Source organism: Nonomuraea sp. NPDC059023 (genome assembly GCF_042740095.1).
Taxonomy (GTDB): Bacteria; Actinomycetota; Actinomycetes; order Streptosporangiales; family Streptosporangiaceae; genus Nonomuraea.
The window spans coordinates 158,334-181,099 of record NZ_JBHYIO010000013.1 but is presented as its reverse complement, the minus strand read 5'-3'; the positions used below and the strand labels follow the sequence as shown (position 1 = coordinate 181,099).

At 72.2% G+C, this 22,766-nt stretch carries 29 protein-coding genes; 9 read left to right on the top strand and 20 right to left on the bottom strand.

What is annotated here, in order from left to right; translation table 11 throughout:
* Positions 1-51 precede the first annotated feature (51 nt).
* The 13 genes from ACFWYW_RS23410 to sigK form a co-directional block, all read right to left on the bottom strand.
* Positions 52-939 carry a dimethylarginine dimethylaminohydrolase family protein gene (locus ACFWYW_RS23410; protein ID WP_379612633.1) on the bottom strand — a complete coding sequence of 296 codons (888 nt, stop codon included), beginning with the start codon at positions 937-939 and terminating at the stop codon, positions 52-54.
* Positions 891-1,778 carry a DUF1028 domain-containing protein gene (locus ACFWYW_RS23405; RefSeq protein ID WP_379612632.1) on the bottom strand — a complete coding sequence of 296 codons (888 nt, stop codon included), beginning with the start codon at positions 1,776-1,778 and terminating at the stop codon, positions 891-893. The genes ACFWYW_RS23410 and ACFWYW_RS23405 overlap by 49 nt, the downstream gene beginning before the upstream one ends.
* Entirely contained in the window at positions 1,775-2,212 is a 438-nt protein-coding gene (locus ACFWYW_RS23400) for a YybH family protein (RefSeq protein ID WP_379612631.1), read from the bottom strand. The genes ACFWYW_RS23405 and ACFWYW_RS23400 overlap by 4 nt, the downstream gene beginning before the upstream one ends.
* A gap of 31 nt (positions 2,213-2,243) precedes the next feature.
* On the bottom strand, positions 2,244-2,432 hold the full coding sequence (locus tag ACFWYW_RS23395; RefSeq protein ID WP_379612630.1) for a ferredoxin: 189 nt from the start codon (positions 2,430-2,432) through the stop codon (positions 2,244-2,246).
* 3 nt (positions 2,433-2,435) lie between these two features.
* Positions 2,436-3,662, bottom strand: a complete 1,227-nt coding sequence (locus ACFWYW_RS23390) for an NADH-ubiquinone oxidoreductase-F iron-sulfur binding region domain-containing protein (protein ID WP_379612629.1) — start codon at positions 3,660-3,662, stop codon at positions 2,436-2,438.
* Positions 3,663-3,665: 3 nt separating this feature from the next.
* Positions 3,666-4,844, bottom strand: a complete 1,179-nt coding sequence (locus tag ACFWYW_RS23385) for a cytochrome P450 (RefSeq protein WP_379612628.1) — start codon at positions 4,842-4,844, stop codon at positions 3,666-3,668.
* Positions 4,841-5,803 (bottom strand): LLM class flavin-dependent oxidoreductase, encoded by a 963-nt coding sequence (locus ACFWYW_RS23380; RefSeq protein WP_379612627.1) that lies wholly within the window; start codon positions 5,801-5,803, stop codon positions 4,841-4,843. Before ACFWYW_RS23380 ends, ACFWYW_RS23385 begins: the two co-directional genes overlap by 4 nt.
* Positions 5,804-5,818: 15 nt before the next feature.
* On the bottom strand, positions 5,819-7,069 hold the full coding sequence (locus tag ACFWYW_RS23375) for an MFS transporter (RefSeq protein WP_379612626.1): 1,251 nt from the start codon (positions 7,067-7,069) through the stop codon (positions 5,819-5,821).
* A complete protein-coding gene (locus ACFWYW_RS23370) occupies positions 7,066-7,833 on the bottom strand; it encodes an alpha/beta fold hydrolase (protein ID WP_379612625.1) in 768 nt (255 codons plus the stop codon). The genes ACFWYW_RS23375 and ACFWYW_RS23370 overlap by 4 nt, the downstream gene beginning before the upstream one ends.
* Positions 7,830-8,966 carry an aromatic ring-hydroxylating dioxygenase subunit alpha gene (locus tag ACFWYW_RS23365; protein ID WP_379612624.1) on the bottom strand — a complete coding sequence of 379 codons (1,137 nt, stop codon included), beginning with the start codon at positions 8,964-8,966 and terminating at the stop codon, positions 7,830-7,832. The genes ACFWYW_RS23370 and ACFWYW_RS23365 overlap by 4 nt, the downstream gene beginning before the upstream one ends.
* Before the next feature lie 79 nt (positions 8,967-9,045).
* Positions 9,046-9,639, bottom strand: coding sequence for a TetR/AcrR family transcriptional regulator (locus tag ACFWYW_RS23360; protein ID WP_379612623.1), 594 nt, complete (start codon positions 9,637-9,639; stop codon positions 9,046-9,048).
* A 42-nt stretch (positions 9,640-9,681) separates the two neighbouring features.
* A complete protein-coding gene (locus ACFWYW_RS23355) occupies positions 9,682-10,398 on the bottom strand; it encodes an anti-sigma factor domain-containing protein (RefSeq protein ID WP_379612622.1) in 717 nt (238 codons plus the stop codon).
* On the bottom strand, positions 10,395-11,000 hold the full coding sequence (sigK, locus tag ACFWYW_RS23350) for an ECF RNA polymerase sigma factor SigK (RefSeq protein WP_379612621.1): 606 nt from the start codon (positions 10,998-11,000) through the stop codon (positions 10,395-10,397). The genes ACFWYW_RS23355 and sigK overlap by 4 nt, the downstream gene beginning before the upstream one ends.
* 82 nt (positions 11,001-11,082) lie before the next feature.
* Between sigK and ACFWYW_RS23345 the strand changes: the two genes are divergently transcribed.
* Entirely contained in the window at positions 11,083-12,573 is a 1,491-nt protein-coding gene (locus ACFWYW_RS23345) for a molybdopterin-dependent oxidoreductase (protein WP_379612620.1), read from the top strand.
* A 40-nt stretch (positions 12,574-12,613) separates the two neighbouring features.
* Positions 12,614-13,240: a fasciclin domain-containing protein gene (locus tag ACFWYW_RS23340; protein WP_379612619.1), complete on the top strand. Its 627-nt coding sequence runs from the start codon at positions 12,614-12,616 to the stop codon at positions 13,238-13,240.
* 208 nt (positions 13,241-13,448) lie between these two features.
* Here ACFWYW_RS23340 and ACFWYW_RS23335 read toward each other — a convergent pair whose 3' ends face one another.
* The 6 genes from ACFWYW_RS23335 to aztA all read right to left on the bottom strand — a co-directional run bounded on the left by ACFWYW_RS23335 (position 13,449) and on the right by aztA (position 16,564).
* Positions 13,449-13,619, bottom strand: a complete 171-nt coding sequence (locus tag ACFWYW_RS23335) for a cytochrome P450 (protein WP_379612618.1) — start codon at positions 13,617-13,619, stop codon at positions 13,449-13,451.
* Between the two features lie 82 nt (positions 13,620-13,701).
* Positions 13,702-13,836 carry a hypothetical protein gene (locus tag ACFWYW_RS23330; RefSeq protein ID WP_379612617.1) on the bottom strand — a complete coding sequence of 45 codons (135 nt, stop codon included), beginning with the start codon at positions 13,834-13,836 and terminating at the stop codon, positions 13,702-13,704.
* Complete coding sequence (locus ACFWYW_RS23325; protein ID WP_379612616.1) at positions 13,833-14,099, bottom strand: hypothetical protein; 267 nt, start codon at positions 14,097-14,099, stop codon at positions 13,833-13,835. Before ACFWYW_RS23325 ends, ACFWYW_RS23330 begins: the two co-directional genes overlap by 4 nt.
* Positions 14,096-14,695, bottom strand: a complete 600-nt coding sequence (locus ACFWYW_RS23320) for an acyl-CoA reductase (RefSeq protein ID WP_379612750.1) — start codon at positions 14,693-14,695, stop codon at positions 14,096-14,098. The genes ACFWYW_RS23325 and ACFWYW_RS23320 overlap by 4 nt, the downstream gene beginning before the upstream one ends.
* Positions 14,696-14,891: 196 nt before the next feature.
* Positions 14,892-15,710, bottom strand: coding sequence for a permease-like cell division protein FtsX (locus ACFWYW_RS23315; protein WP_379612615.1), 819 nt, complete (start codon positions 15,708-15,710; stop codon positions 14,892-14,894).
* Positions 15,711-15,886: 176 nt separating this feature from the next.
* A complete protein-coding gene (gene aztA / locus ACFWYW_RS23310; RefSeq protein WP_379612614.1) occupies positions 15,887-16,564 on the bottom strand; it encodes a zinc ABC transporter ATP-binding protein AztA in 678 nt (225 codons plus the stop codon).
* A 52-nt stretch (positions 16,565-16,616) separates the two neighbouring features.
* On the opposite strand from aztA, the gene aztB reads away from it, so the two are divergent.
* The 5 genes from aztB to ACFWYW_RS23285 all read left to right on the top strand — a co-directional run bounded on the left by aztB (position 16,617) and on the right by ACFWYW_RS23285 (position 21,228).
* On the top strand, positions 16,617-17,444 hold the full coding sequence (gene aztB, locus ACFWYW_RS23305; RefSeq protein ID WP_379612613.1) for a zinc ABC transporter permease AztB: 828 nt from the start codon (positions 16,617-16,619) through the stop codon (positions 17,442-17,444).
* Entirely contained in the window at positions 17,444-18,550 is a 1,107-nt protein-coding gene (locus ACFWYW_RS23300; RefSeq protein ID WP_379612612.1) for a hypothetical protein, read from the top strand. Before aztB ends, ACFWYW_RS23300 begins: the two co-directional genes overlap by 1 nt.
* Positions 18,547-19,422, top strand: a complete 876-nt coding sequence (gene aztC / locus ACFWYW_RS23295; protein WP_379641059.1) for a zinc ABC transporter substrate-binding protein AztC — start codon at positions 18,547-18,549, stop codon at positions 19,420-19,422. Before ACFWYW_RS23300 ends, aztC begins: the two co-directional genes overlap by 4 nt.
* Before the next feature lie 14 nt (positions 19,423-19,436).
* Positions 19,437-20,570 carry a zinc metallochaperone AztD gene (aztD, locus tag ACFWYW_RS23290; RefSeq protein WP_379612609.1) on the top strand — a complete coding sequence of 378 codons (1,134 nt, stop codon included), beginning with the start codon at positions 19,437-19,439 and terminating at the stop codon, positions 20,568-20,570.
* Between the two features lie 118 nt (positions 20,571-20,688).
* Positions 20,689-21,228 (top strand): hypothetical protein, encoded by a 540-nt coding sequence (locus tag ACFWYW_RS23285; RefSeq protein WP_379612608.1) that lies wholly within the window; start codon positions 20,689-20,691, stop codon positions 21,226-21,228.
* Between the two features lie 16 nt (positions 21,229-21,244).
* On the opposite strand, the gene ACFWYW_RS23280 is transcribed toward ACFWYW_RS23285, so the two are convergent.
* On the bottom strand, positions 21,245-21,676 hold the full coding sequence (locus ACFWYW_RS23280) for a DUF3995 domain-containing protein (RefSeq protein ID WP_379612607.1): 432 nt from the start codon (positions 21,674-21,676) through the stop codon (positions 21,245-21,247).
* A 72-nt stretch (positions 21,677-21,748) separates the two neighbouring features.
* Between ACFWYW_RS23280 and ACFWYW_RS23275 the strand changes: the two genes are divergently transcribed.
* Complete coding sequence (locus ACFWYW_RS23275) at positions 21,749-22,213, top strand: hypothetical protein (RefSeq protein WP_379612606.1); 465 nt, start codon at positions 21,749-21,751, stop codon at positions 22,211-22,213.
* Entirely contained in the window at positions 22,210-22,698 is a 489-nt protein-coding gene (locus ACFWYW_RS23270; RefSeq protein WP_379612605.1) for an RNA polymerase sigma factor, read from the top strand. Before ACFWYW_RS23275 ends, ACFWYW_RS23270 begins: the two co-directional genes overlap by 4 nt.
* Positions 22,699-22,766: the final 68 nt, after the last annotated feature.

Here is a 22,766-nt window from a genome sequence, read left to right as displayed (position 1 = left end):
CGGGTGTTCCGCAGATGCCCGGCGACGGCGTCGAGGCCGGCCACGACCTGCCTACTCCCTGACCAGCGGGAGCGTCGCGCAGTGCAGGCCGCCGGGGAAGCGGGTGACCTCCGAGAACTCGACCGGTACGGGGGTGATGCCGCGCCGGGACAGCTCGGCCTCGAGCCGCTCGTGCCCGGCCTGGATGATGAGCCGGTCAGGTCCGAGCGCGACCGTGTTGACCGCGAGCGCCCGCACCTCCTGCGGTGTCACGGTGATCAGTTCGAAGCGGTTGCGGAGGTGGTCGAGGCTCTCGGCGTCGAAGGCGGCGGGGCTGACGAGGCCGACCTCGGGCGAGGCGAGGGTGAAGTGCACGTCCAGGTGGACCACGGCCCGGTGGGTGAAGCGCATCGGCACCACCTCGCGCGACAGTCCGGCGGCGGCCATGGCCCGGCGCAGCGCCTCGACACCCTCCTCGTCGGTACTGTCGCCGATGCCGACCAGCACCTCGGAGGGGGTGACCAGCACGTCGCCGCCCTCGATGAAGCCGGCGTCCAGCGCGCGTACCTTGGACATGCGCGAGTGCAGGCTCAGCAACGCCGACTGCTCCCGCCGCCGGGTGGGGGTGGCCGGGCGGGCCAGGAAGAAGACGTCGTCGATGGCGAAGCCCATGTCCCGGGTGTACATCTGGACGGCGCAGTCGACGGGGTCCGCCCAGCGGACGGTCACGTCGTGCTCCTCCAGTACCGCGATGAGCTGGGCGTGCTGCTTGGCCGCGATCGTGGGGTCGGGGGCCTCGATGGAGTAGCGGGCGAGCATCTCGGTGAGGAGTTCCTCGTCGCCGTCATGGCCGTCGGCCTCCGCCTCGGTGATGAGGTCCTCCATGGTGAACGCCTTGGAGGGGCCTACGATCACGTCCCGGAGCCGGCCGACGTCGCTGGTGACACTGATTTCGAGCATGATGTCCTCTCTACGGTGGATGTGATGCTGCGATAGAGCTCGCCCCAGCCCGGGTTCTCCCGGACGAGCTCGTCGAGCAGGCTCTCGTCGGCGGCGGCCAGGGCGAGGCACCGCCAGAACGAGGGCTCCCTGTTGCCCGCGCCGAAGGCCTGCTGGGCCAGGTCGAGATCGGCCAGGATCGGCTCCGGGTCGCCGCCCGCGAGCATGGCGTCGATGGACGAGCGCATCAGGCGGTCGCCGCGCCAGAGCCCGAGCAGGCGCTCCAGCTCGGCCAGCGGGTCGGGGTGGTCGTCGACGCGCAGGTCGAGCAGGACGCCGCCCGCCGGCGTCGCGTCCACGACCAGCAGGCTCGCGGCCTGCCTGCCGCGCACGTCGCCACCCGCCTTGTCGGCGGCACGCAGGGCCGTCAGCAGCCGGTCGGCCAGCTCGCCCGGCGTGCCGGTGAACCGGTCGGCCATGAGGTCCCACAACCCGTCGGCGGCGAGCATGTTGCCCTGGGCCACGACGCCCGCGCCGGCCCGCCAGCCCGCGTGGGCCACGCAACCGCCGCCGGTGTGCCCGGCGGTGCGGCCATGGACGTCCACGAGGCCGATCTGGCGCAGCGCGGCGCTCCCGTCATCGGTCATGGCGAGCTTCAGCGCCAGCCGGGGCGTCAGGCCGGTGGCCAGCAGTTCCGGCAGTCGCCGGCCGTACCGCGGGTCGGTGAGCGCCTGGGCGGCTCCGGCGCCCACGCCCGCACGGGCCCACGGCACCACCGCGCCGACCGCGAGGGAGTGCGAGGCCACCGCGACACCCATCTGGCCGGTACGCGCGCAGCGGGCGGCCACGGAGAAGGTCATGACCCGCCCATGACGCCGGGCTCGTGCGGCGAGCCGTGGTAGTGGATCATCTTCCAGTCGCCGTCGCGCCGGCGGTAGACCTCGGTGGCGCGGTAGCGCTGGTCCAGGTCGCCGCCCGCCTCCTCGCCGCGTGGCCCGAAGTCGACGGTCAGCCGGCACAGGTAGCTGACCACGGCCAGGTCCCCGCCGACCGTGATCCGCTCGTCCCACGCCCGCGAGACGACCTTCCGGGGTACGGCCTCGCCCGCCATCGCGATCAGCTGCTTCCAGAGCCCGACGATGCCGTCGAGGCCGAAGAAGTTGCTGCCCAGCGTGTTCCACATGACGAAGTCGTCACCGGCCAGATGGGCACGCAGCCAGCCGATGTCACCGGTGCCGTTGGCCGTCACCCAGCCGTCGTGCAGTTCGCGGATACGCCGCTCGTCGTCGCTCATGTCACACTCCCTTGGTTTGGTCCGCCAGCGGTCAAAGGCGGCGGATCGCCTGGGCGGGGCAGGCCTCGACGGCCTCCCCGGTCGCCGCCTCCAGTTCCGCCGGGACGTCCTCCCGCGTCGCCACGGCGTAGCCGAAGTCGTCCAGGTCGAAGACCTGGGGCGCGATCTCCGCGCACAGCGCGTAGGCGGCGCATTTGGTGCCGTCGACGTTCACGCGCATCCGTCAGTCCTCCTCGGGTTCGGGTGGGTGCACCCGGAAGCGGGTGTCGGCGCCCACCGGCAGCCGGGCGCAGCGCGCGCACGACTCGGCCAGGTGGTGCCGGATCTCCTGCGGGAAGTGGCGGAGCAGGCTGTCCGCGGTCAGGCAGGCGGCGTCGAGCGTGCCGCAGGCGCCCCGGCCGCGCAGCCGCGCCGCCCACTGCTCCAACCGCTCCACCTGCTCGGGGACCGCCGTTCCGGCGCGCAGTGCCTCAACGGCCCCGGCCATGGCGCTGGTGCCTTTGAAGCAGCTTCCGCACTGGCCGGCGTTGGCCCGGTCGAAGAAGGCCAGCACGTCGGCGGCGGCCGCGACCGGGCAGTCGTCGCGGCCGATGGCCACCAGGGCGCCGCAGCCGAGTGTGCTGCCGATCGCGCGCATGGCCTCGTGGGTCAGCGGTGTGTCCCCGGCCGAGGGCGGCAGCAGGCCGCCGGAGAAGCCACCGGCCAGGAAGCCCCGGCGGGCGTCGAAGCCGAAGCGGGCGGCCAGCTCGGCCGGCCGTACCCCGTGAGGGACCTCCGTCAGCACCGGCGCGCCACCCGAACCCGAGAGCGTCACCAGCAGGCCGCTGCGCCGGAACCGGGTCAGCAGCGCAGTCCTGGCCAGCGACTCGACGTTGAGCACCAGCGTGGGACGGCCGGCGACGCCCTGTTCGTAGGGCCGGGGCGGCTTGGCCGTGGGCTTGGCCGGGCCGCCGTTAATCGCGCGGACGAGCGCGGTCTCCTCGCCGCTGACGAATCCGGGCTCGGCGTCGAAAACCTCGATCGGTGCCGGTCGCTCCGCCAGCGCCTGCCGTACCGAACGAGCAGAGGGCCCGTCGGAGACGTACATGATCGCGCGGTCGGCTCCCACGATGCGGCGGGCGAGGAGCATGCCCTCGATCACCAGGTGGGGGCGGGTGCGCATCAGGTAGCGGTCCTTGACGCTGGCCGGCTCGCCCTCATCCCCGTTGGCGACGAGCACGCGCGGCCCGCTCGCCGCCCGGACCGCCTCGATCTTCGCGGCGACCGGGAAGCCCGCGCCGCCACGGCCGCGCAGCCCGGCGGCGCGGATGGCGGCCAGCGCCGCCTCCGGTGAGTGGTGCAACGCGCTGTCGCCGCCCGAGGCGAGATGCCGGGCGAGATCCTCCCTGACATTTCCCCGTACGGCAGCGCCGCCCCCGGCCGGTACGGCCACGCGGGTCGTCATGTTCATCGTTCAGCACCTCCTGATGGGCAGGCGTTCGAGGGTGCGCAGCGCGCCGGCCGGAGCCGCTCGCACCGGCTCACCCGGACCGGCCTCGAAGGACGGCCAGGCGGCCAGGAGCGCGCCGAGCGCGACCTGCGCCTCCATGCGGGCCAGCGGCGCGCCCAGGCAGTGGTGCATGCCCATCCCGAACGCCAGGTGCCTGCCCTCCGTGCGGGTGATCAGGAAGCGTTCCGGGTCGGGGAACTCGGCCGGATCCCGGTTGGCCGCCGCGCCCAGCAGGACGACCACGGCCCCGGCCGGGATCGTGACCCCGTCCAGCTCGATCGGCGCGCGGGTCACCTTGGCCCCGAACTGGAAGGACGGCTCGAACCTGAGCACCTCCTCGACCGCGCCGGCCAGCAGCGACGGCGTGGCCCGCAGCAGATCGAGCTGGCCGGGATGTCCGAGCAGCACGTGCACCGCGTTGGCGATGAGAGCGGTGGTCGTCTCGTGCCCGGCGTTGAACAGCAGCAGGGCGCTGGAGACCGCCTCCTGCGGCGTCATGACCGCGGTGAGCGCGGTCAGCAGATCCTCGCGCGGCTCCCGCCTGCGCCGCTCGACCAGGCCGAGGAAGTAGCCGGTCGACTCGGCCAGCGACTCGGCGGCCGCCTCCAGCGCCTCGGGCGGCACGACCGGCGCCAGCGTGCGCCCGGTGATCTCGGCCCTGCGCACGCAGGCGGCGCGGTCCTCCTCCGGCACGCCGAGCAGCTCGCCGATGAGCGCGGTCGTCAGCGGCAGGGCGAACTCCGACACCACCTCCAGGGAGGTTCCCGCCGCCTTCACCAATCCGGCCGCCGCCGCCTCCAGCCGGGGCCGGAGCGCGTGCACCGAGGCGGGCGTGAACGCCTGCTGGAACAGCTGCCGCAGCCGCCGGTGCTCGGGGTCGTCCATGAAGACGAACATCGAGCGCTGCCAGCGGGCCACCGGCCCGTCCACCCCGTCGAGGTGCCGTTCGGCCCAGTCCCGGTAGTCGGGCCGGGCCGACGGATCGCTGGTGGCGCGCGGGTCGAGCAGCAGGGCCCGCACGTGCGCGTACCGGCTGATCAGCCAGAGGCCGTCGCGTACCCGATGGACCGGCGCGCGCTCGCGCAGCTCCCGGTAGAGCGGATAGGGGTCGGGGACGACCAGGTCGGCGAGGGTGTAGGTCATGGCCTGGCCTTCGCGAGTGACTCCACCAGGCCGGGCAGCTGCTCGGGCGGGTTGACCAGGCCGAGCGCGACCTCGTCGATCCCGGTCGCGGCCAGGCGGGCCAGTGCCGCGGGGAGCGTGCCCGGCGTGGCGACCAGAGCCAGCTCGGCCACGGCGGCGGTGGTCAGCAGCCCGGCCATCGGCATCCGCCCCGCTCGGGCGTCCGCCAGCGCGGCGGGGTCGAACAGGCCGGGCGCGGTCACCTCGAACCCGGACGGGCTGAACCCGGCCAGGATCGGCACGAGCATCGCCGCGGCGCTCTCCTCGTCCTCGGCGATCGCGCCGAGCACGGTCGCCGAGATCCGGAAGTCCGCCCGGTCGCGCCCGGCCCCGGCCAGAGTCTTGACCAGCGAGGAGACGGAGGCGGCCAGATAGCCGAGCGAGGCGCCGGCGGTCAGCGAGACGCCGTCGGCGACCCGCCCCGCCAGATCCAGCATGCGCGGCCGGACGGCCAGCAGGTCGATGACCGGCGCCACCGGCGGCGCGGCGATGGCGCAGCCGGCGAAGCGGTGCCCGGCCAGTTCCCCGTCGACGCTCTCCCCGGCCAGCAGCCGCCGCAGCACCTCGACCAGCTCTCCGGCGACGCGCAGGCCCTGGCGGTGGTCGCCGCCGAGCATGCCGGCCAGCATGGCGTCGCCGAGCCCGACCTGGACGCGGACCCGTCCGGGGGCGAGCGCGGCCAGCGAGGCCAGCTCCATCGCCAGCAGCGCGGGATGCCGGGCGATCGGAGCGGGCCCGACCAGGCCCACCTCAAGGCGGCCGGTGCGGGCCAGCACCGCGGCGGCGGGCACCACGGCGTCGGTGAAGCCGAGGTGCTCGCACATCCACACGCCGTCCAGCCCGGCCGCCTCCGCCGCGGCGGCCGCGCGCAGCGTGGGCGGCAGCGGCCCGAACCCGCTGAAGCTGAGGCTCAATCGCACGGTGTACTCCTTCGGCTAGCGGATCGCGGTGATCCGGGTGACGGTGAAGGCGGCGCCGGCCATGCACAGCGCGGCGGCGGCGTAGAGGCCGGTGAATCCGGCGCCGGACAACATCACGGCGCCGAGCGCCGGTCCGGCCAGGCTGGGAAAGGTGTTGGCGCTCTGCAGCACGCCCAGGTCGCGGGCGCGCTCGCCGGCGCGGGGGAGCACGTCGGCGGCGACGGCGAGGTCCATGGTCGAGTAGACGCCGAAGGCCAGCCCGGTGACGGCGGCGACGACGAGGATGCCCGTCCACGTCGGCCAGGCCAGGTTGGCCACCGAGCACACGCTGAGCACGAGCCCGGCGCCGACGACGAACGCCTTCCTGCGCATCAGCCGGTCGGAGACGACGCCGGCGACGATCCCGGAGACCACGGCCACCAGCGCGTACACGGTGGTGGAGACCGCGATGTACTCGGCCACCTCGGCGGGTCCGGCGCCGGGACCGAGTACTTCCTGCACCCAGTAGAGGCCGAAGCCGAGCGAGAGCGCGAGCCCGAGGAAGACCAGGAACCGGGTCAGCCACATCCAGCCGAGGTCGGGGTCGCGGCGCGGGCTGAGCCGCAGACAGGCCAGCCACTCCTGCCAGTCCCACGGGCGGACCGCGTCCGAGCTGCTGGACGGCTCGCGGACGGTGACCAGCAGCAGGAGCCCGCCGCCCAGCATCAGCACGCCGAGCACCAGGTAGGCGCGGGGCACGTCGCCACCCAGCAGGCTGAACACCCAGGCGCCGAAGACGGGGGACAGCGCGCCGGCCACGCCGAACACCGCGGAGACCTCGCCCCGCTGCCGCCGCGGCACCTGGTCGGAGACGAGGGCGAGCGAGCTGGCGATCACGCCGCCGATACCGATCTGGAGCACGCCGAAGGCCAGGATCAGCGCCGGGACGCTGGTCGCCGCGGCCAGACCGGCCAGCCCGAGCGCCCCGGCCGCCGCACTGGCCAGCACCCAGGTACGGCGCCTGCCGTACCTGGACCGGGTGCGGTCGGAGACCATGCCGACCAGCGGGGCGGCGACGATACCGGCCAGGCCGCCGAAGGAGGAGACCAGCGCCAGCGTGCCCGCCTTGGACGCGCCGCCCAGCTCGGCGGCCTGCAGCGGCAGCAGGATCTGCGCGGGGGTGAGCAGCGCCGCCAGCACGCCGAAGGAGCTGGCGGCGAGGCCCACCCGGAAGCCCACGCCCACACGCGCCGCCTGGCCGGCCGCTGTCGCCGGGCCGTCCCTCATCGCCGCCTCCAGGTGCTCGCGATCAGGGCGGCGGTCGGCTCGGGCGCCTCGGCCATGGGCAGGTGACCGGCGCCCGGCACGGTGTGCTGCTCGGTGCCCAGCGCTGCCGCCGTCTTCGCGGCGGCCTCGTGCGGGCAGGTCCTGTCGTGCTCGCCGCGCGCGACGAGCACCGGGCAGGCCACCTCTGCCGCCGCCGGCCGGAAGTCGGCGGTGAATCCCGCCTCCAGCAGCCGGGCGACAGCCGCCGGACAGTTCGCGGCGGCCACCCGGTTGGCCTCGGCCACCACGCCCGGATCGGCGCCGGGGGCGAAGGTCCACTCGGGGGCGATCGCGGCGAAGAAGCCCGTGACCCCGGCGTGGGCCAGCAGGTCCAGGGCCGGTTTCAGGGTGCCGGGAGCCGGGTCGAGCGCGGTGCCGAACATCGTCACCGTGGCGGCCCGGCCGGGGTGTGCGGCGGCCACGGCCAGGGCGAGGCCGCCGCCGTACGAGGAGCCGACGAGGTGAGCTCTCGGCCAGCCGAGCCGGTGGAGAACCGCGAGCACGTCGGCCGTCTGCCGCTCGACCCCGAAGGAACCCTCACGAGTGGAGCCGCCGTGCCCCCGCAGGTCCATGGCGGCCAGCGCGCGGTCGCGCGGCAGCAGGCCCATGACGGCGGTCCACACGTCGGCCGAGCTGTTGAGCCCGTGCAGGAACAGCACGGGCGTGGCGGCGCCGCCCTGCCGTACCACGACGGCCAGCCGGCCGCCGGGCACCGTGACGATCACCGCCCCGTCTCCAGCGGCACGTAGTCGAGGACGTTGCGCTGGAAGGCCTGGATGCCGCGCTCGTAGCGGTAGGCGATCGGGCCGACGGAGAAGTGCGGCGACCTGATGCCCACCTGTACGGCTTCGCAGCAGAAGACGTCCTCCTCGATCAGGTCGTAGGTACGCTCCTTGCGCAGGAGCCGCCTGGTCAGCTCGCCCACGGCCGCCTTCAGCCCCGCCACGGCGAGCCTGCCTTTCTGGCCGGGCAGGAACCGGGTGCGCATCTCGAACGTGGTGGTCTCGGGGCCCGTGGGGATCACCTCGATGCTCGACCACCAGACGGCCGAGGACAGCACGAACAGGTTGGGGAAGAACAGGCCGAACGCGGAGCCGTACCAGCGGGGTTCGGTGGCGATCGGCCTGAGCCCGGCCTGGGCCTCCATGGGCGTCAACCGGCCGGGCTTCAGCGGCGGCTCGTAGAAGAACCAGTGCCGGTCCCCGCAGGCGTACTGTTCCTGGCGTTTGTGGTCGTAGCCGACGAGCGTGTCCTTGTGCACGTAGCCCAGGTGGTAGTTGTCCAAGGCGTTCTCCATGAACACCTTCCAGTTGGCCTTGATGTGGTATTGCTGCGGGGCGACCACCTCGGCGAGCTGCTGCGGATCGTAGGGCGGCATGCGGTCGGGCAGGTCGGCCAGCCAGTCGGTCAGCGGCTCCGGTTCTGGGTCCGGGTGGACGAACACCAGGCCGCGCCAGATCGCCACCGAGGCCGGGTGCAGGCCGAGCGTGGAGCGGTCGAGGTGCGGGTCGACCTCGTTGCGCTGGGTGACGGCCAGCAGGCAGCCGTCGAGCCCGTAGGTCCAGTTGTGGTACGGGCAGACGATCCGCTTGTCCGCCACCCCGCTGCCGGACAGGACGGCGGTGCCGCGGTGCCGGCACACGTTGTGGAAGGCGCGCAGCTCACCGTCCTTGCCGCGCACGACGGCCAGCGGGTGCCGCCCCACCTGCAGCGCCCGATAGGAACCGGGCGCCTTGAGGTCGTCGGTGGTGCCGGCGTAGCGCCAGGTGCGGCCGAACAGATGCAGTTGCTCCCGTTCGTACCAGTCGGCGCTGAAATACGCGCTCGGCGGGAGGAGTTGCGTCGCGGTGTCCGTCATGGCCTTCACCTCTTTCTTGTACGCTTGGCCAATTTCTATCGCTGGACGTTCGTTCAAAAACAAGTCACGAGGCTGGGCCTCAGCCGAACAGGCGGTCAAGCTGCCGGTCGACCAGGCGCTCGGCCATGGCCGGCGGCAGCCCGCCGGGATCGGCGCAAGCGTGCAGCGCGAGCCCGTCGACCAGCGCCCACAGCGCCGCCGCCTCCTCGTCCGGGTCCCTGGCGGCAGAGATCTCGCCCGCGGCCTGCGCCTCGGCGAGGGCCGCCGCGAGATCGGCCCGGGCCGTGGAGTACAGCGCCACCTGCACCCTGCGCAGGGCGGGATTGCTCACCGCCCTGCCGCAGTAGACCTGGTAGATCCTGATCTCGGCGATGCGTTCGTCGTCCAGTGGAAGCAGTTCGAGCAGGCAGCGGCGCAGGCGGTCCTTGACCGTGCCACCCGACTCCCAGACGTTCTTGAGCCGCTCCACCAGCCGCGCGCCGAGGAACTCGAAGGTCAGCAGCAGCATCTCGTCCTTCGTCGGGAAGTAGCGCTGCACCAGCCCGACGGAGACCCCGGCCTCCGCGGCGACCTCGGCCACCGTGGGCCCTTCCATGCCCCGTGCCGCGATGACCCGCATTGTGGCCTCCACCACCTGGCGGCGGCGCTGTGCGTGATCGGCGACTCTCGGCATGGAAATAAGTGTATGGCAATATTTTTATTCTGTCGAGCCTCATCAGGACCTGAGTGCGATCACGGTCAGCGGTGGTGTGGTGGGCTGCCGGGAGCCGCCCTGAGGTTCCAGGGTGATGCCCAGTTTGTCGCCCGCGCGGACCGGTCCGGCCAGCATCGGCACCGGGCGTCCGGGCATCAGTCCCGCCGGCCTGATCGCGTCCGGGCCGATGAGCCACACCTGGTAGTCGTGGGCGGGCGGCGGCGTGGGCATGCCCGCGGTGACGAGCACCACCGACGCCTTGGCGGGGGAGTAGATCGCCGTGACGGTCGCGGCGCCGACGCGGGCGGACACCTGGCGGGCGTCGGGTGCGGCCAGCAGGGCGGAGATCCGGCCGGCCTGGGCGCGTTCCTCGGCCAGCCGGTCGTTGGTGCGTACGAGCAGGACTCCCAGCACCAGCGCGGCCGCCACGAGGAGTGCGGCGGCGGCCCGTCCGGCGAGCAGCCGCGCGTGCGGGCGGCCGGCCCGGCCCACCGCGGCGGGGACGATCGGGGACACCTGGCGGACGGCGCCGATCTCCTCCAGCACGCGGGCTCTGAGGGCGGACGGAGGCTCGTGCCGGACGGCCGCGGCCATCCGGGCCGTGGTCTCGCACAACCCCCGGGTCTCCTCGGCGCAGTCGGGGCAGCGGGCCAGGTGGCGTTCGAACTCGCGGGCCTGTTCCGCGGGCAGCGCGTTGAGCGCGTAGGCGCCCGACAGCGTGTGGGTGTTCTCCTTCACGTCGTCACCCCCAGGCAGTCGCGCAGCCGGATGAGCCCGTCGCGCATGCGTGTCTTGATCGTGCCCAGCGGCGTGGCCAGCAGCTGGGCCACCTCGGGGTAGGAGTGGCCGCCGTAGAAGGCCAGCGTCACGGCCTGGTGCTGCAGGTCGGTCAGACCGCCGAGGCAGCGCCGTACCCGCTCGCGTTCCAGCCGGTCCTCGACCGCCTCGGCGACGCTGTCGTAGTCGCCGCCGGCCGCCTCGCGCCGTCCCGCCGCGGCCTCACGGTCGGCGCCGGCCTGGGCGGAACGGACCCGGTCGACCGCGCGCCGGTGGGCGATGGTCGTCATCCACGCCATCGCGCCGCCGCGTGAGCCGTCGTATCGGGGAGCCTGCCGCCAGATCTCCAGCAGCACCTCCTGGACGACCTCCTCGCTCTGGCCGCGATCGCGGACGACGCGGAGCACGAGCCCGTACAGCACCCCCGCGACCTGGTCATAGAGCCGGGCGAAGGCGTCACGGTCGCCTCGGCCGCTCTGCCGCAGCAGTTCCTGCACCGGGGGCGCCGGCCCGGGGCCCGTCCGGTGCTGATCGGGCTCGTTCCGCTCGCGGCTGTTGGTCACGTCCCTGTATTCGGAGCGGCGCCGTTCACGGATTGGGCGGCGCCCGACCAAGCCGGTCGGCGGCCTGCTCCGAATACCGGCCGTGAGACGAGAATCGCACCACGTCATCCGCGCAGCTCGCGCCGGGCTGCTGAGCGTGGCCGCCGCGCTGGCGGTCGCGGAGCTCGTCGCGCGCTTCACCGGCGGGCAGAGCTCGCCGGTGGTGACGATCGGGTCGACCGCGATCGACCTGGCGCCGGCGCCGGTGAAGGAGTTCGCGGTACGCACGTTCGGGACCGCGGACAAGGCCGTGCTGGTGGGCGGCATCCTGCTGGCCCTGATGGCCATCTCGGCGGGGCTGGGTGTCCTGGCAGCCCACCGGCGCGGCCTCGCGATGGCGGGCGTCGCCGGGCTCGGCGTCCTGGGTACGCTCGCCGCGGCGACCCGGCCCGCGATGGTCGCGACGGATCTGCTGCCCGCCCTGGCCGCGGTCCTGACCGGCACGTTCACCCTCACCACGCTGACCCGCCCGCCCGCCGAAGAGCCGGCAGCACGGCGGCGGATCCTCCGGGCCGGGCTCGGCGTGGTCGCGCTGGCGAGCCTGGGCGGGCTGGCCACGCGGTTGCTGCCCGCCGAACCGCCACGTGCCCGTTTCACCCTGCCCAGACCCGCGAGCCCGGCCAGACCCCTGCCACCCGGGACCGATCTGCGCATCCCCGGACTGACCCCCTTCACCACGCCGAAGGCCGCCTTCTACCGCGTCGACACCGCCCTGTCCGTCCCCCGGCTCGACGCCGCCACCTGGACCCTGCGCGTGGTCGGCGCCTCGACGATCGAGCTCACCCTGGCGGACGTGCTCGCGCGGGGACTGATCGAACGCGACATCACCCTCACCTGCGTCTCCAACGAGGTCGGCGGCCCGTACGCGGGCCACGCCCGCTGGCTGGGCCTGCCACTCGCCACCCTGCTGCGCGAGGCCGGCATCCCGCCCGGCGCCGACCAGCTGCTCAGCCGCTCGGCCGACGGATGGACCGCCGGCACCCCGCTCGCCGCGATCCTGGACGGCCGCGACGCCATGCTGGCCGTCGGCATGAACGGCGAGCCGCTCCCCGCCGAGCGCGGCCACCCCGCCCGCCTCGTCGTTCCCGGTCTGTACGGCTACGTCTCCGCCACCAAATGGGTGGTCGAGCTCCACCCGACCCGCTACGACCGGCGGCAGGCCTACTGGACCGAGCGCGGCTGGGCCACCGACGCGCCGATCAAGACCGCCTCCAGGATCGACGTACCCGTCCCGCTCGCCACCCTCCGCCCGGGCCCGGTGACGGTGGCCGGCGTCGCCTGGGCGCAGCACCGCGGCGTCGCCGCCGTCGAGGTCCGCGTCGGAGAGAACCCCTGGCAGCCGGTACGGCTGGCCGCCACGCCCAGCGCCGACACCTGGGTCCAGTGGAGCTGGACCTGGCAGGCGGTTCCGGGCACCCACACCCTCCAGGTCCGCGCGACCGACACCACCGGCCGCACCCAACCGCCCACCAGGGTCCCGCCCTTCCCGGACGGCGCCACGGGCAGGCACTCGATCGTGGTCACCGTCGCGTGACCGCCACCCCTCTCACCACGGTAATTCCATCACCTAGGAGATGAACCCCATGAAGTACTCCGGCATCCTCGCCGCCTCCGCCACCGCCCTGATCGTGGCCACCGGCTGCGGCTCCGGCGCCACCGATTCGGCCGCGCCCAGCGCGCCCGCCGCCACCACCACTCAGCCCGCCCCGGCCACCAGCTCCGCCATGGCCGACGGGCCGTTCGGCGCGGCCTGCTCCGCCGTACCGGCTGATGGGGAGGGCAGTTTCACCGGCATGGCCGACGACCCGGTCGCCACCGCGGCCTCGAACAACCCGGTCCTGTCCACGCTGGTCACCGCGGTCAAGAAGGCGGGCCTGGTCGACACCCTCAACTCGGCCAAGGACATCACGGTCTTCGCGCCCACCAACGACGCGTTCGCCGCCATCCCCAAGGCCACCCTGGACAAGGCCCTGGCCGACAAGGAGACGCTGACCAAGATCCTCACCTACCACGTCGTGGCCGGGAAGAACGCGCCCGCCGACCTCGCCGAGGCCGAGCTCGCCACCCTGCAGGGCGGCAAGCTGATGACCAAGGGCTCCGACGAGACCTACACGGTCAACGATGCCAAGGTCGTCTGCGGCAACGTTCCCACCGCCAACGCCACCGTCTACATCATCGACAAGGTCCTCATGCCGAAGTAGACGCGGACTCGGCCTGCGGGGAGGGCCAGGCCTGGCCCTCCCACTCGTGCGGCAGGGTATGCCCCACACCTGAAATCCGAGGGAGCCTCGCGATCGGCTTCATGGCTACGGCCCATCGGTGTCTAGAAGGTGACCGGTAGTGCGCGTACGCCGTAGATGTTGGAGTCGGTGCGCATCGGTACCTCTTCCGGCCGGACGGCCAGCCGCTTCAGGTCGAGGGTGTCGGGGCCGGGAATCTGGCGGGGTCGCGATTGGCGGCGTTGGCCGCCAGGACCACCGTTTCGCCCTTCCTGATGAGGTGGCCGTGCAGTTCGACGTCCCGCAGGGCGGCGCGGATGCCGGTGTGGGCGATGGTCAGGCAGCGCAGCAGTTCCTCCACCGCCGGCTCGACCTGTTCCTGGACGGCCTCCAGGCCTGGCTCAGCCCCCCGGACGATTGACCGGCCGCCCGCCGCCCCGCCCTCAGAGGTGCCGGGACAGCCACGCCTTCACGTCGGGCCACGAGGTGCCCGTGACGTCGTGGTCGGCCGTGCCGTACTCCTTGTAGACCACGGTGCTGCCGGCCTCCTTGAGCCGGCGGGCGAACGCGGCGGTCACCCGGGAGGGTCGTATTCGAGCGGGGCGAACAGCGGCGTTCCGGCGGCTCGGGGGAAGAAGACGCCGGAGGCCGAGCTGAAGGTCTCGTGATCGCGCAGGGCGTTCCGCACGTCCTGGTAGTGCGACAGGATCCAGAATCCACCGTGCGCGTAGGAGCGGACGACGCGGCCGCGTTCCCTGATGCTCCGATGGACGCGCAGAGCCACGTCGGGGGTGAAGGCGGGGTCGAGGTGGTCGAAGTCCTCGGCCAGGCGCTCGGTCATCGCCCCTCCCGCGGCGGCAGGTGGCCGAGCGGAGGGGTGTCCGCGGGCTCGTAGGTCTCGTCGACGATCCACTTGACCATGCGGCGCAGTGGTTCCATCGCGTCCTGGGGGAGTTCGGGGCGGAAGTGGGTGGCGTAGCCGAGTGACACCAGCCTTTGCACGCCGTACAGCGGGACGATGTCCCTGAGCTGGGCCTTGAGCGAGTCGGGATAGACGCCCACCGTCTGGGTGTAGGCGTTCATCCGGCGGGCGGCGTCCCGCACGGTGGGGACGGGGACGACGTTGGCCACCCTGCCGGACAGGGCGTCGCTGAAGCCGACGGGTTCGGGCAGCAGGGAGACGATCACGGCTCCCTCGTCGTCGCGGCCGCCGATGATGTGGTACCAGTCGCCGCTCGTGCGCAGCGCGAGCAGGTCGGATCTGAGCGCCGGGTCGAACCGCCTGGCGGGGGTGCTGGCCTGTTCGGGCAGTTTCTGGATCTCCTCATACAGCAAGGCGGCCCATCGGCCGGCCGTCCCGGGATCGGTGACCGTGTAGATGACCTGGGCGTTGAAGCAGCCGAGCTGGTTGAGCGCGCCGACGTCGACGGCCGCCAGCCGGGGAGCTGATGGTCATGGCCGCCTCGTCCGCGAACGCCTCGGGCCCGATGACGGTCGCGCTCAGTTTGGGGTCGAGCGAGATGAGCTCCAGCCCGGGGCGGACGTAACCGGTGACGTGGCGGACCGAGGCGAGGTGCTCGCTCCAGCGCCGCATCAGGCGCCTGACCGAGGTGGCCGGCCGCATGGGGCGGTGTCAGCGGTGCAGTGAGATCTCCTTCACTCCGGGAAGCCCTTTGAGTGCGGCGGTGATCGGAGCGAGGTCGGCCGGGTTGGCAAGCACGAGGTGGAAGATCTCGCCGGAGAACGATGCGATGACCTTCGGCTTGAGGGTGGTGGTGGCGAAGACGCGCCGCCAGTTCTTGGCCGCGTGCTCGCGCGGCTCCAAGTAGATCTTCTTCACGCCCTGGAGATTTCTCAGGGCCTCGAAGATGGCCTCGCGCTCAGGGTCTGTGGTCTGGCCCTCGCAGAGTCCTGGCTCATTCGACGGAGCGCAGAGACTGACCTTCGCGTGAGCCTTGCCGACCCAGAAGTCTGTTCTCCACGCATAGACAGAGGCGACTCCATTCAGCTTGGCCAGTCTGTCGGTCTGCCGGGTGTTCACGACCTCGACCTTGGCCCTGAACGATTCGGCCATGTCGCTTTTACGGGCGGCTGCGATCAGCGGCTTGTTGTCACGGTACTTATCGCGGAAGTTCCGGTAGGCCTCCTCTTGATCCTCGAACCGTAGCCCGGAAACACCGGGCAGCCGCTTGAGGAGCCTTTCGAGCCGCCTCTTCTGCTCCGCCGTCGCCGCCCTGCCGCGACAACCCGGCAGCGCGCTGTCCTTTGCGCACAGATAGACCGTGAGGGTCCCGGACTTCGGCCATGCCCCCTTGGGTGGGGGCAGTGGCGAGGCCCCATGCTTCACTGCGCCGTCGGCACCGGTAGGCGCGCCCGCCTCCGGCGGATCGACGCTGTCCGCCGCCGCTACACCCCCGCTGGCCGCCAGCACCGTTGTCAACGTCGCAATCACCCATCTACGCCTCATAACGGAACATGATCTCGATCAGCCATGATCCCGGTCAAACGCAATCCCCATAGGTTCGCCCGCGTGCACTCCGGCTCCGTGGAGCTCAGGATCGGGCCGTCGCTCGGGGTGCGCGGGCTGGGGCGGGTTCCGGCTGCTCGCGCTCGGGGGTGCCGCTTCGATCAGGGAAGCGGGCCCAGGCGTTGGGCGGTCAGGACCTCGGACGGGGGCCCCTCTGCGGTGAGGCGGCCCTGGTCGAGCAGGAGGCAGTGGTCCGCGCGTTTCGCCGTGCGCAGGTCATGGGTGGCGTGGATCACCGTGGCTCCGTCGGCGCGTACCTCGTCGAGTACGTCGGAGATGTGCTGCTGAGCCTCCGCGTCGAGCCCTGTCGCGGGCTCGTCGAGCAGCAGGAGGTCCGGCTCCTGCGCCAGCCCCTGGGCCAGGAGCGCGCGTTGCCGCTGCCCGCCCGACAGCGCGCCCAGGCGGCGGCCCGCCAGGTCCTGGATGCCCAGCCGGGCCATGCACGCCTCGACCACCGCCCAGTCCCGCCGGGACAGCGGCCGCCATGCGCCACGACGTGCCCACCGGCCCATGGCCACCGTCTGCCGGACCGTGATGGGCAGGGTGTCGGACGCCTGGCTGCGCTGAACCACGTAGCCGGGACGCCTGCCGCCGTCCCGCGACACCGTTCCCGCCAGCGGCTTGACGACTCCGGCCAGTACGGCCAGCAGCGTCGACTTCCCGGAACCGTTCGGCCCCACCACGGCGGTGACGCCCGGCCCCGGGAAGCGGGCGTCGAGGCCGTGCAGGACGGTCCGCCTGCCGTACCCGGCACTGAGATCACTGATCACGACGGTCACGGACACCTCCGAGTTGAATTTGATAATGGTTTTCATTGTAGAGTGCTTTGCCATGGATTGGTTGCTAGATCCGTTTCAGGTGTCGTTTGTGCGGCATGCCCTCATGGGCGGGATCCTCGTCTCCCTCATCTGCGCCCTGGCGGGGACGTGGGTGGTGCTGCGCGGTATGGCCTTCCTGGGCGACGCGATGTCGCACGGGATGCTGCTGGGGGTCGCGGTCGCCTCGCTGATCGGGGTCAATGTCCTGGTCGGCGGCTTGGTGAGCGCCGGTGCCATGGCGCTCGGCGTGAGCGCGATCAGCAGGTCGCCGAAGCTGTCGCAGGACACCGGCATCGGCCTGCTGTTCGCCGGGATGCTCGCGCTCGGCGTGATCGTGGTGTCGCACTCGGAGTCGTTCGCGGTGGATCTGACCGCGTTCCTCTTCGGAGACGTCCTCGGGGTGCGGCCGCGGGATCTGGTCCATCTGGCCGTCGCGCTCGGCGTCTGCTCGCTGGTCGCGCTGCTGGGTCATCGGCTGTTCGTCGCGCTGGCCTTCGACGCGCGTAAGGCGCACACGCTGGGCATGCGGCCGCGGCTGGCCCACGTGCTGCTGCTCGGCCTGCTCACGCTGGCGATCGTCGCGTCCTTCCACATCGTCGGCACCCTGCTCGTCTTCGGCCTGTTGGTCGCGCCGCCCGCGGCGGCGGCGCTGTGGGCGAACCGCATCCCGATGATCATGCTGGGCGCCGCGGTGCTGGGTGTCGTCTCGACCGCGGCGGGGCTGGTGGTGTCGTGGCACGCCGGGACGGCCGCCGGGGCCACGATCGCGGCCGTCGCCGTCGCTCTGTTCTTCGTCTCCGCCATCGGTCGCGGAATCGCCGGAAGGAATCGCACGCAGTGATGAGGACCGCCCTCGCGGGGCTGCTGGTACTGGCCGGATGCGCCGCCCAGCCCGCCGGGAACGCCGCTCCCCACGGTTACGTGGCGGGCGCGGAGGAGACCGCCGAGCCGCAGTACCGGCTCGTCCTGGCCGACGGCGCGAAGGCGCACGTCCTCGACCTGCTCAGCGGGAAGGTTACCGCCGCGGGCGAGGCCGGGGACGTCACGTCCGTCACCGGTGACGGACGGCACGCGTTCCTGTCCGGCGGCGCGCTGCGGATCGTCGATGGCGGCGCGTGGATGGTCGATCACGGCGACCACGTTCACTACTACCGGTCAGCGGTTCGCGACCTCGGCGAGGTCGCCGGGCGGGGGCCGCACGAGGCGTTCAGCGACACGGCCGTCACGGCGGTGCGGTTCGGGGAGGGCACGGTCAAGCTGTACGACCGGACCCGCCTGGACAAGGGGGAGATCGCCCAGATCGGCGGGCTCTCGGCGACTGGTCCCGTCGTGCCCTACGCGGGGCACCTGCTCGTGGCCGATGGCGACGCCGTACACGTGAAGACCAGGGCCGGGGCGCAGGTCCGCACGATCGGCGAAGAATGTCGCGAGCCGGAAGGCGCCGCCGTGACCCGCCGCGGGGTCGTCGTCGGCTGCGCCGACGGCGCCCTGGTCGTCGACGGGAACCTCGCGGCGAAGAAGATCGGCTATCCGGTACGCGGCACGCGGGCGACCGAGTTCCGTCACCGGCCGGGCAGCACCACGCTCGCCGCCAAGGCCGGTGACCAGGGCATCTGGGTGCTCGACGTGACCCGCTCGACCTGGAAGCTGATCAAGGGCAAGGGCGTGCTCGCGGTGAACGCGGCCGGTGACGGCCTGCCCGTCCTGTCGCTGACCGGCGACGGAACGCTCCAGTCCCACGATCCCGTCTCGGGGAAGCGGACAGCGCGCACGAAGCTGCTCGCCGTACCGGAAAATCCCGTCATCCAGGTGGACACGGCCCGCGCCTACGTCAACGACCCCGCGCGCGAGGCCGTCCACGAGATCGACTACAACGACGGGCTCAGACGGGCGCGGACGTTCAGGCTCGGCTTCGCGCCGCGGTACATGACGGAGATCGGCCGATGAGCCGCGTCGTCGCCGCCCTCCTGGCGATCGTCGTTCTGGCGGGCTGCGCGACGGGGACCGGGAACGGCGCGGGCATCGTCGTCACCACGAACATCCTCGGCGACATCACCCGCAACATCGTCGGCGACCAGGCCGAGGTGACCGTGCTGATGAAGCCGGACTCCGACCCGCACTCCTTCGGCATCTCCGCCCAGCAGGCCGCCCGGCTGGAACACGCCGCCCTCGTCGTCTACAACGGCCTCGGGCTGGAAGAAGGCGTGCTGCGCAACGTCCGGGCCGCGCGCGACGCCGCCGTCCCCACCCTCGCCGTCGGCGACGGCGTGATCGGCGACGCGGACGCCGACCCGCACTTCTGGACCGATCCGCGGCAGGTCGCCAAGGCCGTCGACCTGATCGCCGAGCGCGTCATCGCCGAGGTCGACGGCATCGACGCCGCCCGGGTCCGCGCGAACGCGGCCGCCTACCGCGGCCGCGTCGCCGAACTGGACACCTGGATGGCCACCCAGATCGCCGCCATCCCCGCCGGCAACCGAAAGCTAGTGACAAACCACCATGTCTTCGGATATTTCGCCAAAAGGTACGGCTTCGACGTCGTCGGGGCGGTGATCCCCAGCGGCACCACACTCGCCTCCCCGAGCGCCTCCGACCTGAAGTCGCTCGCGGACGCCATCAGGCGCACCAAGGTCAAGGCGATCTTCGCCGACTCCTCCCATCCCGACCGCCTGGCCCAGGTCCTGGCCTCGGAGACCCGCCTGGACGTACGCGTCGTCACCTTGTTCTCCGAGTCGCTCAGCCGGCGCGAACCGGGCGCCGCGACCTACCTGGACATGATGCGCACCAACACCACGGCCATCGTCACATCCCTCCAATGAAAGGTGTCCTCACCATGCGTTTCCCGACCCTCATCGCCGCCGGTCTCCTCCTGACCGCCTGCGGCACGACCACGCGGGCGGCGGCCCCGCCCTCGCCCCCGGTCGCCGACCCGCTCGTCGCCACCTACGCCGGAGGCCTGTACGTCCTCGACGGCAAGACCCTCCGCCTGGCCAAGGACATCCCGCTGGCCGGATACAACCGGGTCAACCCCGCCGGAGACGACCGCCATATGCTCGTCTCGACCGCCACCGGCTTCCGCGTGCTCGACGCCGTCTCCCCGGCGCTCAAGAACGACGAGTTCAAGGCCGCCAAGCCGGGGCACGTGGTCAGGCACGGCGGCACCACGGTCCTGTTCGCCGACGGCAGCGGCGAGGTCACCCTCTTCGACCCCGCGCAGCTCGGCAACGGCCTGCCCAAGGGCGAGGTCTACACCGCCGCCGCCCCCCACCACGGCGTGGCCATCAAGCTTGGGAACGGAGAACTCGTCGTCACCCTCGGAACGGAAGAGGAGCGCCACGGCATCGTCGTCCTGGACAAGGGCAGGAAGGAACTCGCCCGCAGCGAGCAGTGCCCCGGCGTGCACGGCGAGGCCACCGCCAAGGACGAAGCCGTCGTCGTCGGCTGCGAGAACGGCGTGCTCCTCTACCGGAACGGCAAGTTCACCAAGATCGCGAGCCCGGACAAGTACGGCAGGATCGGCAACCAGTCAGGCTCCGATGCTTCGCCGATCGTCCTCGGCGACTACAAGACCGACCCCGACGCCGAAAACGAACGTCCCACCCGCGTCTCGCTCATCGACACCGAGACCGGCAAGCTGCGGCTCGTGGAGCTCGGCGCCAGCTACACCTTCCGCTCGCTGGCCCGCGGCCCGCAGGGCGAAGCCCTCGTCCTCGGCACCGACGGCAAGATCCACGTCATCGACCCGGTGGCGGCCAAGGTCGTCAGGACCATCCCGGTCCTCGGCACCTGGACCGAGCCCCTGGACTGGCAGCAGCCCCGCCCGAACATCTTCGTCCGCGCCCAGAGCGTGTACGTCACCGACCCGGCGAAGAAGCGACTCCACGCGATCGACCTCGCCTCAGGCAAGATCCTCAAGACCGCGTCCCTCCCGAACAGTCCCAACGAACTCAGCGGCATCACCCACTGACCCCGACCGCCGCGGCGGCTACGCCAGAAGAGACTTCTACCGATCGCCCAAGATAGCGCCCGCGCCGGCCGCGTCGCCGAAGGAAGGAGCCGAGACCGGCTCGCGGCACACCACCGAAATGTGGACCCGGGGCGACGGAAAGGAGAGAGCCCAGCGCAACGAAGGCAGCGAGACGATCACCAGGCGTCAGGGCGGGGAAGATCCCCGCCGCCGGTTCGACCCCGCCTACCTGCGTTCGCTCCCCCTGGAGCCGGCCGTTCTGCGGGAACGCCTGAGAAAGGACACGAAGGACATCCCCCTGCCCGAGGCGCAGGCGGTGTTCGGTCAGGTCCTGACCATCCTCCAGGAGGGCGCTCCCGCGGCTCGCCTGCGTGCCGCTCTCTACACCGTCCTCTCGCAGCTGGACGGCGTCGGGGTGGAGAAGGTGAGCGACCTGCTGGGCAGGGAAGGAGTGGGCATCTACATCGACGGCGAGGGAATACGCCGGGAAGTCATCATCGACCCGGACACCTACGTCCTGCTCGGCGGGCGCACCGTCTACGTCGGCGGATCGGCCGCGCCGCCGCCGTACGGCGGCGCGCTGCCCGAGGGCGAGGTGATCTTCGCGGTGGCTCAGGTGGCCGCCGGCATCGTCGACCACGCGGGGGACGTCCCGTAGCGGCGCGGTGCGCTGATCAAACCCGCACAACCGTCTTCCGCGTACGCGCCAGGATGAGGCCCACCGCGCCGGCCGAGATCAGGCAGACAGGTGTGTAGAGCAGGAGGTTGAGCCAGTAGAACGGCGTGCCGGTGTCCGTGCCGAAGCCGAGGCACCACACCAGTCCCACCACGCCCCGCGCCAGCAGCCCCGCCCCGAGGGCGAGCGCGACCGCCTTCGCCGGCCATCCGCCCCGGCCCCTGGAGACCGCCACGATCGCGGCCGCCGCCGCGCTCAGCAGAAAGATCAGCGGCAGCAGAATCCGGGGGGTGAAGGGCACGTCCATGTTGAGGACGGCCATGGACAGCGCACGGGGGTCGGAAGCGGGCCAGATGAGCCAGTACAGGTGGGCCAGGGCGTCAACGACCAGGATGGCGGCGACGAAGGCGCCGAGACGTGTGGTGTTCATGCCCTCAGGGAGGCGGCGAATTCCCGGATGGTTCCATGGAACCTTTGGGAACCTCGCCGCCTCTGGACGTATATGAACTGGCCTGTCGTTGATCTGGACCCGGTGCGGCGCCTGCACGCGCTGGCCGCCGCCATCCCGGGCGCGCATGTCGCCGAGCGCGTCATCCCCGCCCCCTTCGAGCGGATCTGGGAGGTGGCCAGCGACCTGGAGCGAGAGTTCGGCACGTTCGAGCCGGACATGCGGCACCTGCGGATCGTCGCCGACGACGGCCACGGGCGGCTGGTCGCAAAGGCTCGCAGCAGGTACGGCATGCGCGCCCGGTTCGCCGTCGACCTGCGACCGGGCTGGTGCTGGATGCAGTCCAGGTTCCTGCTGGTCGGCCTGGCGGCGACGGCCGTACCCGGTGGCACGCTCGTCGCGCAGACCGGAGGCCTTCGTGTGCCGGGACAGTCCGCGCTGGTGCCGCTGGGCGTGCGGTCGGCCGGGCGTAAGGCGCTGGCGCGGCTGGCCGCCCGGATCGAGGAGCGGGCCCGGTGACGGCCGAACTGGTCCTGGCCGCACAGCGCGGGGACACCATGGCGATGAGCGACCTGCTGAACGAGCTGACGCCGTACCTCGGCCGGATCTGCGGCCCCATCGCGCTCGACAGCGGACCCGACGCCGTCCAGGAGGCGCTGATCGCCGTCTTCAAGAACCTGCGCGGGCTGCGTGAGCCCGAGGCGCTGTACGGCTGGGCGCGGGCGATAGCCGTACGGGAAGCGGTGAGAATCGCCAGACGCGACGGCCGCGCCAGGCCCGCGGAGCTGGCCGAGCTGCCGTCGCGGCAGGACGTGGAGAGCGCGGTGGACATCCGCGACGTCCTGGAACGGCTCTCGCCCGAGCACCGGGCCGTGCTGATGCTGCGCGACCTCGAAGGATTGGAGGAGGCGGCGGCCGCCCGGCTGCTGGAGGTGCCCGTGGGCACGGTCAAGTCGAGGCTGGCGCGGGCACGACGGAGTTTCCGCCAGGCCTGGCAGTCCTGAGGGAACGTCGGCCGTCCGGCCGGTGCCGTCAGATTCGGAATATTGCTTATGTATTCGCCAGGAGAACA